The sequence below is a fragment of the Listeria aquatica FSL S10-1188 genome, from assembly GCF_000525795.1.
GTDB classification, from domain to species: Bacteria; Bacillota; Bacilli; order Lactobacillales; family Listeriaceae; genus Listeria; species Listeria aquatica.
Genome location: NZ_AOCG01000008.1, coordinates 97182 through 113210, shown reverse-complemented (window position 1 = coordinate 113210; position 16029 = coordinate 97182). Strand labels below are relative to the sequence as shown.

Below are 16029 nucleotides of genomic sequence, written 5' to 3'. Positions count from 1 at the left end.
TTTCTCCCCTGTCTATCTAAAAAATTGCCGTCTGCACATGCATGCAAAACTTCACTTTAAAATTTTACCATAAGGGAAGATTATTGACCATAATTATTTATGATAAGTTTTATAACACACAAAAAAACAGCTGCCGAAGCAACTGCAAGAAGGTATTTTCCAAGTTGAGCTTATCGCCTGCGCTTGGCTACCGTGGATTGATAGACTGATTTTGGATTTGTTCCTTCTCTGCTTGAACATGAAGCAGACGCTTGCTAACTAAGGCCTGTTCCGCCGTTAGTTGTCCAAAAAAAGTATTTAAATATTTCTCTGTTTGTTCTGTCGAATCAGTTTGTTGATTTTTATAAATCTCATCAATTCGGCTTGCTAAAATTTGGGTGCGTGGTGCCTTGAAAGTTTCTCCAAACAGAATAGATGTTGAACTAAACTCACTATCCGAAAGCATTTCTTGCAACGAACTAAATTGATCGAATTCCCAGTTCAATGTATTCAGTTCCTCTTTTAATTTTTTTTCTTCTTTTCCAAGTTCCATCAATTGTTTCTCCAAGTTTTGATCTTGGTTGTTCATCTCAAATTCCTCCATGCATTATATTCTTATCTTTCTATTTATTATTCTACCACTAAACAACTGTAAAAAATGTGACAATCCAGTGAATGTTTCTGAAGATTTCACAAAATAAACACATGAAAGATTGTTTTCACACGATAAATGACTAGACAGAGTTAAATTTTATTTTCTAAGTTAGTAAAATCCTCATCTAGCCCGAGAGCTAATATCAACCTCTTCTAAAGAGATCCAAGTCCTTTACAAAGAATGGTTCAAAATAATGGAATCACTATAGGAGTAATATTAGAGGTAAACTTTTTAGTACTTGATTTTCATTTAAAAATGAATCTATTAATACTAAAAGCAGTTTTGCTAAACATCATTACAATTGAGCTATTTATCTCCAATATTTCTCACTGATTGATTTTCTTAGCAAAAAAGAAGTAAACATTCTTAAAAACAGAATGTTTACTTCTTATCTTGTTACGTTACAAAGCTCTTTTTTACTTACTTTGCCATTCGATTGCTGATTAGTTTTACAACTTCCATCAAGAGAACTGCCCCGACAGCAAGAGATGTGGCAATCCCCCACTCCGTAAGACCAAAGCTTGCTGGGATCGAGAATACTTCTCGAACACCTGGTAAAACCGTGATGATATATAAGAGAAAGCAAAGTCCAACAGCGCCGATCACGTATTTATTTTGGAAAAAGCCTGCACCAAATGCCGTTTGCGTATTCGAACGAGCCGCAAAAGTTTGCAAGGTTCTCGCGAGAATCAGCGTTGTAAAAGCCATTGCTACACTGATTTCTGGACTGATAGTCAGACCGATAAATTGCGAGATGATAACAGCAACACCAATTAAAATGCCGCGTGAAAGCACTGCACGCATAGTACCGCCAGCGAAAATCCCTTCGTTCATATCTCTTGGTTTGCGCTTCATGACATCAGGCTCTGCTTTTTCCATTCCAAGTGCAATAGCCGGCAAGGAATCGTTTACGAGGTTAATAAAGAGTAGTTGCAATGCAGTAAAAGGGTTCACCCAGTTCATCACAAGGGCAAACAAAATGGCAATAATCGCTCCGAGGTTTCCTGCAAAAAGGTAACCAATGGCTTTTTTGATATTATCGAAAACAGTTCGTCCAACTTCGACAGCGCTGATGATAGAGACAAAATTATCGTCGGTTAAAATCATTGCAGAAGCGTCTTTAGCTACATCGGTTCCACTTCCCATCGCAATTCCAATATCTGCTTGTTTGAGTGCCGGTGCGTCATTTACGCCATCTCCTGTCATCGCGGTTACTTTTTCTTTTTTCTGCCAAGCTCGTACGATACGAATTTTATTTTCTGGTGAGACACGTGCGTAAACTGTAATATGGTCGAGCTTTTCTTCAAGCTCCTTTTCGCTCATTCGGTCCAGTTCCTGCCCTGTTACTGCAAAATCTCCTTCTTCTACGAGTCCAATATTACGTCCAATCGCTTCGGCTGTCGTTTTGTGGTCGCCAGTAATCATAACAGTGTGGATACCCGCTTTTTTTTGCTTCTTCAATAGAAGCGTAAACCGCATCGCGCGGCGGATCAATCATGGCAGTGAGTCCAACTAAAACAAGATCCTGTTCAGCATCATGCGAAAGAGTAGTTTTATCCGCTGGCATTCGTTTATACCCATAAGCAAGAACACGCAGGGCTTCTTTTGAAAAATTTTCATTGGTTTCTTCTAGCTCTGCCAAACGTTCAGCCGTCAGCGGGGCCTCTTCTCCATTCAGATAAAGGAACTTCGCCCGGCTAAACATGACATCCGGCCCACCTTTTGTGAGCATGACGTTCTCGCCGCCGAAAAGATGCATCGTAGACATTAATTTACGATCCGAATCAAATGGGAGTTCTGCGATGCGTGGATACATTTTCCGAAGCGCACTCGGATCTTGATTACTCGCGCTACTAAAAGCAAGGAGGGCTGTTTCAGTCGGATCCCCCAGTTCCTTTCCATCTTCTCCGATTGATGAATCGTTACAAAGGACAGCAATGTTCATCAAGCGGCGCTCTGCTTCTTCCCAAGTTTTTGGATCGTCTGGAAAGCTCTCTTTTGTGCCACTTGGTAAATAATAATCGACGACAGTCATTTTATTTTGTGTAAGCGTTCCTGTTTTGTCAGTACAAATCACACTTGTTGATCCTAATGTTTCAACGGCAGGGAGTTTACGGATGATTGCATGGCGTTTGGCCATTTTATTGGTCCCTACGGAAAGAACAATTGTAACTATCGATGACAAAGCCTCAGGAATCGCTGCTACAGCGACAGCAACTGCGAACATGAAGGCATTTAAAATGGCCTGTGTTGTATCTGTTTCTGCGCTCGTTCCAAAAAAGATTCGTCCCGCTTCGACTGCAAAGATGAGAATACAAAGTGCGAGAATGGCGATCCCTAGTTTCTTGCTAAAGCTTTCGAGTTTTTGTTGTAATGGGGTTTGCTTCGCTTCAGCGTTTTCTAGTAAGCCAGCGATTTTTCCAATTTCTGAATCCCCAGCGGTCGCTGTAACGACAAAGGTTCCACGACCATACGCAACGAGTGAGCTGCTGAAAACCATATTCACTCGGTCGCCAAGCGCGGCATCTTCTTGGATGGGTTCAATCGACTTTTGAACAGTTTCTGATTCACCCGTTAACATCCCTTCGTCGACTTTTAACGAGCTACTTTCGATCAAGCGTCCGTCCGCCGGCACATAATCTCCTGCATCCAGCAAAACAATATCCCCCGGCACTAATTCGCGAGCATGAATCGTCTCTTTTTCTCCATCGCGCAAAACTTTTGCTTCAGGAGCTGACATTTCTCGCAAAGCATCAAGCGAACTTTCCGCTTTTTTCGTTTGGACAACACTGATTATTGCGTTCACGATTAAAACTATAAAAATGATGAGCGATTCAATGACTTCACCAAGTGCTAGTTGTACAAGCGCTGCAATTACGAGTACGATGACCATTGGATCTTTGAAGGTTTCTAGGAATAACTGCCATACCGGCACTTTTTTTGTTTTGCTTTAATTCGTTATAACCATATTTTTCAAGGCGTTCTTTCGCTTCTGAGTGAGTTAGCCCCTTTTCACTTGTGTTTGTTTGCTTCAAAACCTCTGATGATGACTGCTTATAATATTCCAAAAAAACAGACAGCTCCTTCCCTAGCTCGTTCCTCTTTATCAAAAGTATATCAAATTTATGTGTGTAGAAACTAACATAGTTCACAAGTTTTACAAAATCTTAACAATCCTTTCCCCCATTTCTTGCAAAATAAAACCGCTCTTTTTCAAGAACGGTGAGGTGGATTTTTTTTCTTTTTCAGCTATAATTTTCGGCACTTCGCGGTTCGAAATAAAGGTGATGAGGGACCCGAGCAAAAGTACTAGAATGCCGATAGCCGTTTCTAGTGGAATGGCTTCGCCAAGAATAAAAAGCGCAAGAATCGGTGCGAGTGCAGGTTTGATGAAAAATACAAGCGAAGCAAGTGATAAACTCGTCTCCTCCATCGCAAGAAAATAACACGAAAAGCCAATACCCGTAACGCCAACACCTAAATATAGCAACATCGGTAAACTTGTTAAGGAAACGCCTGAGAAAAACGGAATTTCACTGAAAAGGGCAAGCCCGTGAGTCGCAAGAAACGTAGCAAAAGGAGTAATATGACTGATGAGCATTAGTAGCAAAAGTTCTACTCCACCAATTAGAAAGGAAAAACAAGTTGTTTCAATTCCGCCATAACGCCATTTCTTTGTTCCATAGCGGCTAATTACGCTATAAATAGCAAAGAAAATCGCTGCAAGAATAGAAAGCGTGATGCCAACTGGATCCGTTAACGAAAACGGGTTAATGATGATCAGCATGCCTGCTAAACTAATAGCAAGTGACAAGGCAACAAGTTTCGTCATTTTTTCTTTTAAGAAAATCGCCGCAAAAAGCAATACAAAAACGGGATTTAAACTAAATAAAATAGCAACCGTAGCTGCTTTTGTATAACCAATCGCTAATTGGAAAAAGGTCATGCTAATTACAATGCAGAAAAATCCAGTTAATGCAAAAAAGCCCAGTTCCTGCCAGCCGAAGTTTCGTTTTTCTTTGCGCCATCTGTTCACGGCTAGCGGAAGTAAAATTAAGCCCCCGATGAAAAAACGCAAAAAGTTAAGTTCGATTGGATGAAAGGTGCTACCTGAAAGTTTGATGGCAATTTCCATTGTGCTAAATAAAAAAGTGGCTAAAATAATGTAAAGATAACCTTTTTTCATAAAATTCGATGCCTCTTTATTTCAAAGTCTATTCTTTTATTGTATACTCGATTTAACTTGCAAACAAATCATTAATTAGAATAAATTCATGCATTTTTCGCATAGGTGGTGTTTAAAGATGGATTTCAATCAATTGCATTATTTCATTGTTACAGCTGAATGTGAGCATTTGACGCTTGCTTCTGAAAAACTCGCTTTATCTCAATCTGCACTCAGTCGAGCTATCCAAAATCTCGAAAAGGAGCTAGGTTTTCCACTTTTTGATCGTGACGGGCGAGGAATTCAGCTCAATCAATTCGGTAAACGATTTTATCAAGATGCTTTAAAACTAACCGAGACACTTGCAAGTTCAAAAAAGGAAATCCAAACATTACTCGATCCCGATTCAGGTATAATTACACTTGGCTTTACGCATACACTCGGTTTTTCCTTCGTTCCCCGGTGCCTAAAAGCCTTTCGAAATTTGTATCCTAAAAATCAATTTCATTTTCACGAATCGCGAACTGATGAACTATTAGAGCAGGTTCAAAGTGGAGAACTTGATATTGGGCTAGCAGTGACAAAACCACAGGACCCTGCTTTCTCAAGTTTTCCAGTAGCAACCGAAAACATGGTTGTTCTATTTTCAAAGGACTATACGCAAAAAAAAGACTTTTAAGTTAACTGATATAACGAATGCAACTTTTTTTCATTTTAATCGCGGAACCCCAACGAGAGGACTTATCGACCAGTTTTTACTACAAAATGGACTTGTTCTTTCATCTTCTATCGATGGATTAGAGATCGCAAGTATTCTTGGACTTGTTGAAGCGAATCTTGGTATTGCGATTGTCCCAGAATCGGTCGCAAGCTCTCTTGCGAGCGTTTACACTTACCCAATCCCACTTGAACGAACGGTATATGCCATCTACAAAAATCAAAGCTTCTTAACAGATGCTTCTAAACGATTTTTAACTTTCTTGCAAAATATAAAATAAATCAGGTGTGTCCTTCTGAGGACACACCTGATTTATTGTTTTAATTTAATTTATTTTTTAAATTGTAAGCTTGTTCCTGCAATAAATAGGAGTCCTAGTATTAAAGTAAAGGTATTTGTTTTATCTCCAGTGCTTGGCAACTTATTCTGCTCACCTGGTTTAGGATCTTTATCATTTGATCCCCCGCCTGTATTTCCTCCAGCAGTTCCTTTATCTTTGTCCTTGTCTTTACCATTATCTCCATCAGTTCCTTCATCAGGATCTGTTTGCTTAACATTTTCTTTCATTACTTCAACAACTTCCTTTTGTCCACTTTGAATAGTGAATGGAAGTGCTGTCTCATCGAGTTCAAAGCCTGTCGGTGCTTTCGTTTCAATAAACGCATAGTCCCCTGGAGCTAAATCAGTTAATGTGATCTCCCCATTTTCATCTGTTACTAGTGCAGTTTCAAGTTCCTCACCTGTAGATGTCTTAATTAATTTAAACTCTGCGTCGGCTAGTTTCTTATCATGGTCCTTACTGTCCACTTTTGTCAGTTTAACAGCACCTACATCTTTTTGATTTTTAACGTTTAATTGAAGCGTCTCTTTTTGTCCTTTTTCAATTGTAAATTCAATCGGAGACTTGTCTAGTAAATAGCCTGCTGGAGCTTTTGTTTCAACAAAAGTATATTTTCCTGGCTTCAACTGATCTACAGTGATTTCTCCTTCTGCATTTGTCGTTAATTTTTCTTGCAGGACTTGACCTTTTTCATCAAGCAGACTAAATTCTGCTCCTTCTAGCCGCTTACTATCATCTGCTTGATCTGTTTTAATTAGAGTTACGCTACCTGGTTGTAACTGGTTATCAATCGTAACAACAATCGGTTCTTTTTCATCACCAGTAACTGTAAATCCATGTTTTTGATCACTCACTTGATAACCATCTGGAGCGGCTGTTTCAACAATTTGATAGTTTCCAATCTCCATTGGGATACTCATCAGCTCGCCATTTTCATCTGTCTTCCCTGTAAAGACTACATTCCCTTCATCATCGAGAATATCAAAAGTCGCACCTGGAAGGCGTTCTCCAGTCTCTTCATCTACTTTAATAATTTGTACCCGTCCATCATAAACCACTGTTGTTGCTGAATTTGTGTTTAAATCAGAACCATTGATGTGTAAAATCCCCACATTTGTAAATTGATCTCCGACTTGCAAAGATTCATCAATCTCGACTAAAAATGAAACTTTTTGTGGCGTATCTTTTGAAATTTCCTTTTTAGTCACAAGCGTCAATAGCTTGCCATCTTCAGAAACCGTATAATCGAAATAGTCCTGATCAATATTTGTTATTTTATCAATTTTCATCTTATCTGGAAGCGGGTCCGTAATTGTGATTCCTACAGGGATACTAGCTCCAGATTTCACACTAAAATCCAAAGTATATTCTAAATGATGTTCGCCGATATTAATTTTAGGCTTATTAACACTTTTCTTAAGCGAGAAACTGCTATCTGAGGTTAATAATGGCTTAACTGGAAATTCTTTCGTTACATCGTAGCCATCAGCCGTCAAATTACCCACGTTCATTTGTGTTCCCATATCTAGATTTTGAGCTTCTAGTGCATACTCGACAAGATATGATTCATCACTTGCGATATCTCCAAAGTCAACACGCATCGTTTTCGATTGTGAATCATAAGAAATTTTATCTGTAAATTGATCGGTTACATAAGTAAAACCGGTTGGTAAATGATTATCATCAAAGCCATTTACCTTTAAAATTCGAATGTTATCTACAACCATTGTGTCGCCACCAGCACCTGCAAATGTGTTCGGATAAGTCAATTCCGTATCAGCAGGAATTGTATCTGTGACTACAACATTTTTTAAATCCAACTCTGAATAATTCACGGCTAGTACAAATCGGTTTTTAGCCGGTTCATTCACGTCAAGCAAACCAACATCTCTAGAATCATCTATCGAATATTGATACCATTTATAAAAAATAGCATTTGGAGATCCACCGCTCCCTATCACTTTTACATCCTGGCTATCGCTCGTTCCAGCATATTCAACCTTAAATGTTTCCGTACTATCTTCTTGGAAAAGAGGCGATGAATAATTGATCGTAATGTTGGTATTAATAGCTTCATTTTCATCTACTTCATTTGGATCTAACTTGACAATGATTTGATAGTCCCCATTCTCATCTTGCACCGTTCTATCATATACGAACGGACTAGGAACCAGTACGTTATCTGGCTTAAGTTCACCTGAAGATGCAACTGTTTTTTTCGGAATCGTAATGACGGCTTCACCATTTGATTCAGCAAAATCTCCTGCACTTCCCTTGATATTAACGTTTACTGCTACATTGTTTCTCCCCTCTATTGGGTTTGGGTTTACATTAATACTGCTACTAATTTCTCTTGAATCTCCCGACATATCGGCATGAACTTGTGACAATCCCACTGGTACAAGTAAAACCAAAATTAAGATTAAAATCCCAAATTTTTTCATAAAAACACTCCATTCATCTGCATATTCGTATTTAATTTTAAAAATTGACCTCATCGTTTTCTAAAACGCCATTTTTTCCAGTCAAAACGTTTTAAATTTGACAAAGCAAACCCTGTAAAAAGTATTTTTTACTTAAAAACTATAACATAGCAGCGGATTAGAGCACGCCATTTTTTTGGATTTGTGATCTCTTTTTTTGACAAAACTATGATTACAAACAATTAAACGATTAATTATTTATGAAAGAATTGGATTAAATGAACAAAAAAGACAGAATTAACAGAAATATTTTTTTGTTTGCGAAGTTTATTTTAAAATTCTCGTATCTAAATCTTTCATTTGAAGTCCATAAAAAAGCGTAACGCTCTTAAAAACTCGTTACGCTTTTCTAATTATTTAACTAGTGCCTGATTCCCTAATCTCCATTCACTTTTTCTAAACTAAATTCAGCTTTCTGTTTCTTCTTCAGATTTCTCTACAAATCACTCTCTTGTAATTTTAATATGAAGTTCTCAAAACAAACAGGGAGAACTTATTTGATAAAGTTTATAAAAAACGCCGCAAAATAGTTTTTAATGGTGGCATTTTAGCTAAGCGGTGTTCTTCAAGCAGTTCTCCGGTTTCAAAAGAGAGATAGCCTTTTGCTTCATCCCAAACAATTTTCCCAGGAAGAGGGGCTGCGTCTGGATCAACATGTACATCAATTAAAACAGGAACTTGTTCGTCTTTTGCTGTTGCGAGTGCAGTTTCAAGTTCTGCCCGTGTTTCTACATGGTAACCACTGCCTCCACATGCTTTCGCAAAAGCAGCATAATCAATATTCGGTAAATCGATGGCATAATTTAATTCACCTGCTGACTGCTGTTCATACTTAATAAATGAAAGTTCCTGATTGTTAAGTAGGACAACAACCATCGGCATCTTATAGTGAACTGCGGTGACAAAATCTTGCATCACCATCGAAAAACCACCATCTCCTGTTATAGCAATGGTTTGTCTTTCTGGAAAAGCTCGTTTAGCAGCAATCGCCCCTGGAAGTGCGCATCCCATTGTACCAAGCCACGCTGAGGTTAGAAATTCATTTTGCTGTCCCAAATGTAGATAACGCGTACTCCAAACCGTTGATGTTCCAACATCAATCGAGAAGATTGTATCAGGCTCAGAAATTTTGCGAATTTCTGCCATGACTGCTTCTGGAGCAAGTGGCTCTTCTGTTTTTGCTTCATCTTCTGCCATCCATTTGTTCCAGTTTTCCATATTGTGCTGAACCGCTTTTAAAAATGGTCGTTCCGATTCCGTGTTTCTCGTTTCATTTTCATTCCATTTCATGAGTACTTCTTTCATATCCCCAACAATTTCAACTGTAGCTGGGTAACGTTTGCTCATAATACTTGGGTTAATATCTACTTGGATACATGAAATGGAATGTTTAGGTAAATAATCGACATAAGGATAATCGTTTCCAAGCATAAGTAACAAATCAGCTTCCTGCATCGCCTCGTATGCTGGCTTCGTTCCAATCTTACCAATGTTCCCCAAATAGTTTGGATGTTCATCAGAAATCACACCACGCCCGCGTAACGTCACGATTACTGGAATATCAAAGGCTTCAGAAAAGTGCTCTAACTCTTCCTTTGCACCAAGTGTCCCAGCTCCTGCAAGAATAACAGGTTTTTTTGACTGCTCAATTAGCTTTTTAGCCTGCATGATTTTCGCTTCATCAATTTGTGGGCGAACTGGTTGATACTCTCGCTTTTTAAGCGGTTTTTCTTTAACTTGTTCCGCCAAAATATCATTTGGAATCGTAAGGACTGCTACACCTTTTTCTCGGTAAGCTGTTTCAATAGCTTGATCCACCACTTCTGCAATATTATCTGCTGATTCAATTAATTTATTATATACAGCAACATCTTCAAATAAAGTTGGTAAATCCACTTCTTGGAAAAATTTTGTATTCGCAACATCCGTTACCACTTGCCCTGCGAGCACAAGCATTGGTACTCGGTCCATCTTCGCATCATACATCCCATTTAGTAAATGAATCGCGCCTGGTCCTCCGATTGCAAGTGCTACACCAATTTTACCTGTTAATTTTGTATAAGCGGAAGCGGCAAGTGTTGCCACTTCTTCATGCCGTACATGGATAAAATCAATCGCTTCTTTTTCCTTTCGAAGTGCCTCGACAACCGTGTCAATTGAATCCCCAGGGAGACCATAGACATGATCCACATCCCAATTTTTAAGTACCTTTACTAATACATCACTGCCTCTAGTTTTCATTTCAACTGTCCTTTCTCGTTATCAAAATTCTGCTACTCTTAATCAGTTTCCATAAATGGTCTATTCCAAACCTAAAAAAATAAAAAAAAATCCATTTTAGATAAACTTTTTTATAGATCGTTCTAAATTATACGACATCAAAGAATAGAAAAGCATTTCCCCTTTGTATTAATCAAAATGACTAAAAATATTTCGTTCCAATATAAACCTATTTTGTTATCCTCTCTTTTCGCGCTTGACGGAACAAAGCATTGCCAATTAGACTAAAGTTAGGCACATTACTAAGGAGGATTTCCATTGAAGTTACTGAATAAACTCACACGAATTGTTCCACTGCTTCTCCAGTTCATTTTAAATATCGGATTAATTTTAGTCGGCTTGACACTAGTTGCCTTTTTGATTCGCGAAGCATTTATGATCTTTAATAACCTGTTTATCACTGATACAGTTACTTCTTTTTATGACATGACTGAAGAAATTTTGATTTTCTTTCTTTACTTTGAATTCATTGCCCTGATTATCAAATATTTTCAATCCGGTTATCATTTCCCCTTGCGTTACTTCATATACATCGGGATCACAGCGATCGTTCGCTTAATTATTGTCGATCATTCAGATGCGCTTGCTACGCTTATTCTTTCTGGCGCTATTTTACTTCTTGTGCTGGCTTTATACCTTGCAAATACCAAATTATTAAAACGCGAATAAATGATTTAAAGGAGCAAATGACTTTTAAGAAGTCTAAATTACGGCTCCTTTTTTGTATAGACCAATTATTTTTTTAAAAAAGTTTAATTTCATTGATATAAATTGATTTGTAAGTTATAATAACCCCATTAATAAACAATACCAATTTTCATAAGGGGTTGACGAGGTTTGGATCAAAATGAATTTAAATATTTGCGTTTGCTCGCAAGGAATTATCCAACAATCGCTAAAACAGCGACTGAAATCACAAATTTAGAAGCCATTTTAAATCTTCCGAAAGGAACGGAACACTTTTTAAGTGACATTCATGGTGAATATAGTGCCTTTGAACAAGTTTTGCGAAATGGTTCAGGTGTCGTCAAACGCAAAATCCGTGACTGCTTTAGCGAGGAAATGAGCGACGACGAAATTAATACTTTGGCAACCTTGATTTACTATCCAGAACAAAAAATTGATTTACTGTTAAGGGACGTTCCAGATTCTTGCGCTTTTTATAAAGATACATTATTTCGGTTGGTGGAACTTTGCCAGTATGTGTCTTCCAAATATACGCGGTCTAAAGTGCGCAAAGCTATGCCTGAAGATTTTGCTTACATACTGGAAGAACTGTTACACGAAAACTACAATGAAGATGATAAAAAACTTTACTATGAAGAAATTCTAGAAAGCATTATTGAACTGGACCGAGCAAAAGAATTTATTGCGGCATTATCCAAATTGATTCAACGACTCGTTGTTGATCATTTGCATGTTGTCGGTGATGTTTATGATAGGGGCCCTTACCCGGATAAAATTATGGATACCCTGATGAATTACCACTCACTTGATTTTCAGTGGGGTAACCATGATATGCTCTGGATGGGGGCTGCAGCTGGATCAGAAGTTTGTCTTGCAAATGTCGTTCGCATCTCGGCTCGCTATTTGAATTTAGATATTTTAGAGGATAGTTATGGAATCTCCCTTCGCCCACTTGCCCTATTTGCAGATTCAGTTTACGGAGATGATCCTTGCACGTTTTTCCAACCTAAAAACGAAGATGGTTTAGTCTATAGTAACGCCGAAATCACTCAAATCGCACGCATGCACAAAGCGATTTCTATCATTCAATTCAAGCTTGAAGGCCAAGTTATTGACCGTCATCCAGAATTTACCATGAAGGGACGCAAAGTACTCGACTTTATCGACTATGAACGTGGTGAAATCCGTTTAAAAGGGACTGTTTACCCTCTTCTTGACACGAATTTTCCAACTATCGATCCTAAAAACCCTTACGCACTTACAAAAGAGGAAGTTGAAATTATCCAGAAACTTGTCGCTTCATTCAAAAATTGTGAGCGATTGCAAAAACACATTTTATTTTTGTATTCGAAGGGAAGCATGTTTTTGACTTATAACGGCAATTTACTTTACCACGGCTGCATCCCACTTAATCCAGACGGAAGTTTCATGGAACTTGAACTCCATGGCAAAAAATATGCTGGAAAAGAATTATTCGTTCAATTTGAGCAAATTGCGCGAGAAGGATATTTTCGGAATGCTGGAACAAAGGAGAAGGAATATGCACTCGATATCACTTGGTATTTGTGGACTGGTCCTGTCTCTTCATTATTTGGCAAAAGCGAAATGACAACCTTTGAACGTTATTTTGTTGCCGATAAAAAGACCCATCATGAAGAAAAAAAATCCATATTATAACTTGCGTAACAACCCAGAAACTTGTGACATGATTTTAAAAGAATTCGGGCTAGATACTTGCGGACATATTATAAATGGACATACCCCAGTTAAAGAAGGAAAGGGCGAAAGTCCAATTAAAGCAAATGGGAAAATGCTCGTTATTGACGGAGGCTTCTCTCCTTCTTACCATAAAACGACTGGACTTGCAGGTTACACGCTACTTTTTAACAGCTATGGACTTCAATTAGCCAGCCATCAGCCATTTACATCAACTGAAGAAGCTATCAAAAACGAAACAGATATTTTATCTACGCGCCAAGTCATTGAAACGGAAATTGAACGAAAGCGTGTCCGAGATACGGATAATGGACAAGAACTCATCCGCCAAGCAGAAGAACTTAAACAACTGCTAAACGCTTACCTCAAAGGTTACCTAAATGAGTACAGATAAACACAAAATTGTCATAAAACGTTCACAATTTGTGTAACATTAGTGTTTATGCTGTTTATGGACATTCCTTCAAAAAAAGGCTCGAAATTGCAGGTGCAACTTTTTAGAAATTCGTTATAATAGTATGTGTAGCTAGTCATTTCTCATTCTCGTGAAAAGATTATCTATGTATACAAATCCCCGTAGTCTAGGATTCCCACAGATCTTAGACCACAGAAAAAATCACTCGGACAAAGTCGTCCGAGTGATTTTTTTCGTTGTTTTATTTTACGAATCGAAGCATAAAAGCTCGAATAAAATGGAAGAACGGATAGACACTCAAAATGAGCGGCACATAAACCATGATCATATTGACATTTAGCAAGGAAGCTAAATTGAAAATGGAACCTGCAAATAAGAACAACATGACAAAAGCAGTCATTAAAAGTGTAATCAAAATTTTGATTTTAAAATCAAAGGGTTTCGCAACAGCAATTAAGGTCGTAAAACAAACCGTTCCTGTAAGCAAGACACTTAAAGTGGACGTTTGTGCAAAGCTTAGCTTTGTTAGGCCTCCAAGCGCATTAATAACAAGCACATAGGTTACGACACAAATTGCAGCTGGTAATGCATTGTGGAGAACCTTCTTTAAAAATTCTCCTTGAATCCGTTTATAATTCGGTTTGATAGCAAGGAAGAAAGACGGAATTCCAACAGTTAGCGAAGAAATCGGACTAAGCTGAATGGGTTGAAACGGATAACGACTCGAAAGAAAAGTATAAATCACTGTCAAGATGACAGAATAAATCGTTTTGATTAGATAAAGTGAAGCTACTCGCTCAATATTATTAATCACACGGCGCCCTTCCTTTAAAACACTAACCATAGAATCAAAATTATTATTGATCAAAACGAAATCAGCCACACTTTTTGATGCATCGCTTCCTTCCGCCATTGCAATACTACAATTAGATTCTTTTAAGGCTAGTACGTCATTCACGCCATCTCCTGTCATCGCAACGGTATGACCTTCCGCTTGGAAAGCTTGTACTAAATGCTTTTTCTGATGGGGTGTCACTCGTCCAAAAACAACATAATCTTGTACAAGTTGCTCATAATCTGGATTTGCACCGATTTGACTCATGTCGATATAACGATGGCTGCCTTCAATTTCTGCTTGAAGAGCAACATTTGATACTGTAGCTGGATTATCTCCAGAGATAACACGAATAGAAACTCCCTGCTCTTTAAAATAGCGGAAAGTATCTTTAGCTTCTTCTCGTAGTTCATCCGTTATAAGCACTAAACCAACGAGCTCAAGTCTTTGCGTGGAATCTTCAAAAGCGCCTGCTTTTTTAGCTAAAGATAATACGCGATAGCCTGATTTCGCAAATTCATCAATTTGTTGCCTTTTTTCCGCCGGCAAAGTTTCGAAGATAAATTCTGGCGCACCAATGATATATGTACCACGATTTCCAAAAGAAGCCCCGCTCCACTTTTTATCCGAAGAAAATGGAAAACGAGCGGTTGCATCCCAACCCGGATTTTCTGTGAAACTACGTTCAAGCGCAAGGCTCGTCGAGTTCTTATCTTGCAGCGTATAAATAATAGCGGAAATCCCCTCTTCGACATCCGCCTGCGTAAATCCCTCTTCAGGCAAAATTTCTGATACCTTCAGATTGCCACTCGTGATCGTACCCGTTTTATCGAGACAAAGAACATCTACCCGGGCAAGTGTTTCAATCGCGGGCATTGTTTTGACAAGCACTTTCTTTCGTGCCAGATTGACAACTCCAACCGCAAGCGCAATTGACGTTAGTAACACAAGCCCTTCTGGAATCATCCCAATCATTGCAGCCGCAGTTCCTAAAATGGCAGCATTGATATCTTGAGACTGTGAAAACTGCGAGAAAAACAAGATCACACCAAGTGGCACAATGACAAAAGTCAGCACACGAATGATCATTTTAATCGAGCGAAGCAACTCACTATAAGCCGTTTTTTCTTGCTTCACTTCAAGGGAAAGCTTAGAAACAAAACTATCCGCACCGATAGCAGTTGCTTGAACATGCGCCGTTCCACTTAAAATAAAGCTACCAGAAAACACGTCGTCTCCTTGCTTTTTGATGACAGCATCAGCTTCACCAGTAAGTTGCGATTCATCGACTTCAAGCCCCGTTGTCTCTAGAACAACGCCGTCCGCATAAGCTTGATCTCCGCGCCGAACGAGCATAACATCATCCAGCACAAGCTCTTCTTGTTCAATTTCAATTTCTTTCCCCTCACGAACGACTCGTACCTTACCTTCTGTCAAAATTGTGAGCTTATCAACTTGACGCTTAGCACGTATCTCCTGAAAAATCCCCATCGCCGTATTGCAAAGCGCAACGCCGAGAAATAATAGATTTTTATAACTTCCCGTGTAAATAATAAAACAAGCGATCGTAAAATTTATTAAATTAAAAAGCGTTAGGGTATTATCTGCAAAAATCCGCTTGATACTTCTTGTTAGCGGCTTTAATGCATGATTTTTCAAACCAAGACGATCGCGTTCGTCTACTTCCTTCTGGGTAAGACCAAGATATGGATTTAGACCTTCAATCGGTTTTCGTTTATTCTCTTCCAAATCCATG

General features: G+C 38.5%; 8 protein-coding genes and 2 pseudogenes. 4 read left to right on the top strand and 6 right to left on the bottom strand.

Annotated features, from left to right (window positions below):
- Positions 1–187: 187 nt before the first annotated feature.
- The 3 genes and pseudogenes from MAQA_RS06760 to MAQA_RS06750 all read right to left on the bottom strand — a co-directional run bounded on the left by MAQA_RS06760 (position 188) and on the right by MAQA_RS06750 (position 4820).
- Positions 188–568 (bottom strand): hypothetical protein, encoded by a 381-nt coding sequence (locus MAQA_RS06760; RefSeq protein ID WP_036072468.1) that lies wholly within the window; start codon positions 566–568, stop codon positions 188–190.
- Between the two features lie 486 nt (positions 569–1054).
- Positions 1055–3702 (bottom strand): annotated as a pseudogene (locus tag MAQA_RS06755) (cation-translocating P-type ATPase).
- 89 nt (positions 3703–3791) lie between these two features.
- Positions 3792–4820 (bottom strand): DMT family transporter, encoded by a 1029-nt coding sequence (locus tag MAQA_RS06750; protein ID WP_077913575.1) that lies wholly within the window; start codon positions 4818–4820, stop codon positions 3792–3794.
- Positions 4821–4938: 118 nt separating this feature from the next.
- Between MAQA_RS06750 and MAQA_RS06745 the strand changes: the two genes are divergently transcribed.
- Together MAQA_RS06745 and MAQA_RS06740 are read left to right on the top strand one after the other, a co-directional pair.
- Positions 4939–5478: a LysR family transcriptional regulator gene (locus tag MAQA_RS06745; protein WP_052008512.1), complete on the top strand. Its 540-nt coding sequence runs from the start codon at positions 4939–4941 to the stop codon at positions 5476–5478.
- Complete coding sequence (locus tag MAQA_RS06740) at positions 5435–5797, top strand: LysR family transcriptional regulator substrate-binding protein (RefSeq protein WP_036072466.1); 363 nt, start codon at positions 5435–5437, stop codon at positions 5795–5797. Before MAQA_RS06745 ends, MAQA_RS06740 begins: the two co-directional genes overlap by 44 nt.
- A gap of 50 nt (positions 5798–5847) precedes the next feature.
- Here the strand turns inward: MAQA_RS06740 and MAQA_RS06735 are convergent, their stop codons facing one another.
- Positions 5848–8301: a SpaA isopeptide-forming pilin-related protein gene (locus MAQA_RS06735; RefSeq protein WP_077913573.1), complete on the bottom strand. Its 2454-nt coding sequence runs from the start codon at positions 8299–8301 to the stop codon at positions 5848–5850.
- 546 nt (positions 8302–8847) lie between these two features.
- Positions 8848–10581, bottom strand: a complete 1734-nt coding sequence (locus tag MAQA_RS06730; protein WP_036072464.1) for a pyruvate oxidase — start codon at positions 10579–10581, stop codon at positions 8848–8850.
- 297 nt (positions 10582–10878) lie between these two features.
- Here MAQA_RS06730 and psiE point away from each other — a divergent pair, with 297 nt between their 5' ends.
- Both psiE and MAQA_RS06720 read left to right on the top strand, forming a co-directional pair.
- Positions 10879–11289, top strand: coding sequence for a phosphate-starvation-inducible protein PsiE (gene psiE, locus MAQA_RS06725; protein WP_036072462.1), 411 nt, complete (start codon positions 10879–10881; stop codon positions 11287–11289).
- Positions 11290–11457: 168 nt separating this feature from the next.
- Positions 11458–13417: pseudogene (locus MAQA_RS06720) on the top strand (fructose-1,6-bisphosphatase).
- A gap of 262 nt (positions 13418–13679) precedes the next feature.
- Here MAQA_RS06720 and MAQA_RS06715 read toward each other — a convergent pair.
- The gene (locus MAQA_RS06715) at positions 13680–16022 is read right to left on the bottom strand and encodes a cation-translocating P-type ATPase (protein WP_241463141.1); all 2343 of its coding nucleotides are present in this window, start codon (positions 16020–16022) and stop codon (positions 13680–13682) included.
- Positions 16023–16029 lie beyond the last annotated feature (7 nt).

Coding starts and splice junctions, on each gene's coding strand:
- MAQA_RS06760 (WP_036072468.1), bottom strand. CDS start 568: ATGAACAACCAAGATCAAAACTTGGAGAAACAATTGATGGAACTTGGA.
- MAQA_RS06750 (WP_077913575.1), bottom strand. CDS start 4,820: ATGAAAAAAGGTTATCTTTACATTATTTTAGCCACTTTTTTATTTAGC.
- MAQA_RS06745 (WP_052008512.1), top strand. CDS start 4,939: ATGGATTTCAATCAATTGCATTATTTCATTGTTACAGCTGAATGTGAG.
- MAQA_RS06735 (WP_077913573.1), bottom strand. CDS start 8,301: ATGAAAAAATTTGGGATTTTAATCTTAATTTTGGTTTTACTTGTACCA.
- MAQA_RS06730 (WP_036072464.1), bottom strand. CDS start 10,581: ATGAAAACTAGAGGCAGTGATGTATTAGTAAAGGTACTTAAAAATTGG.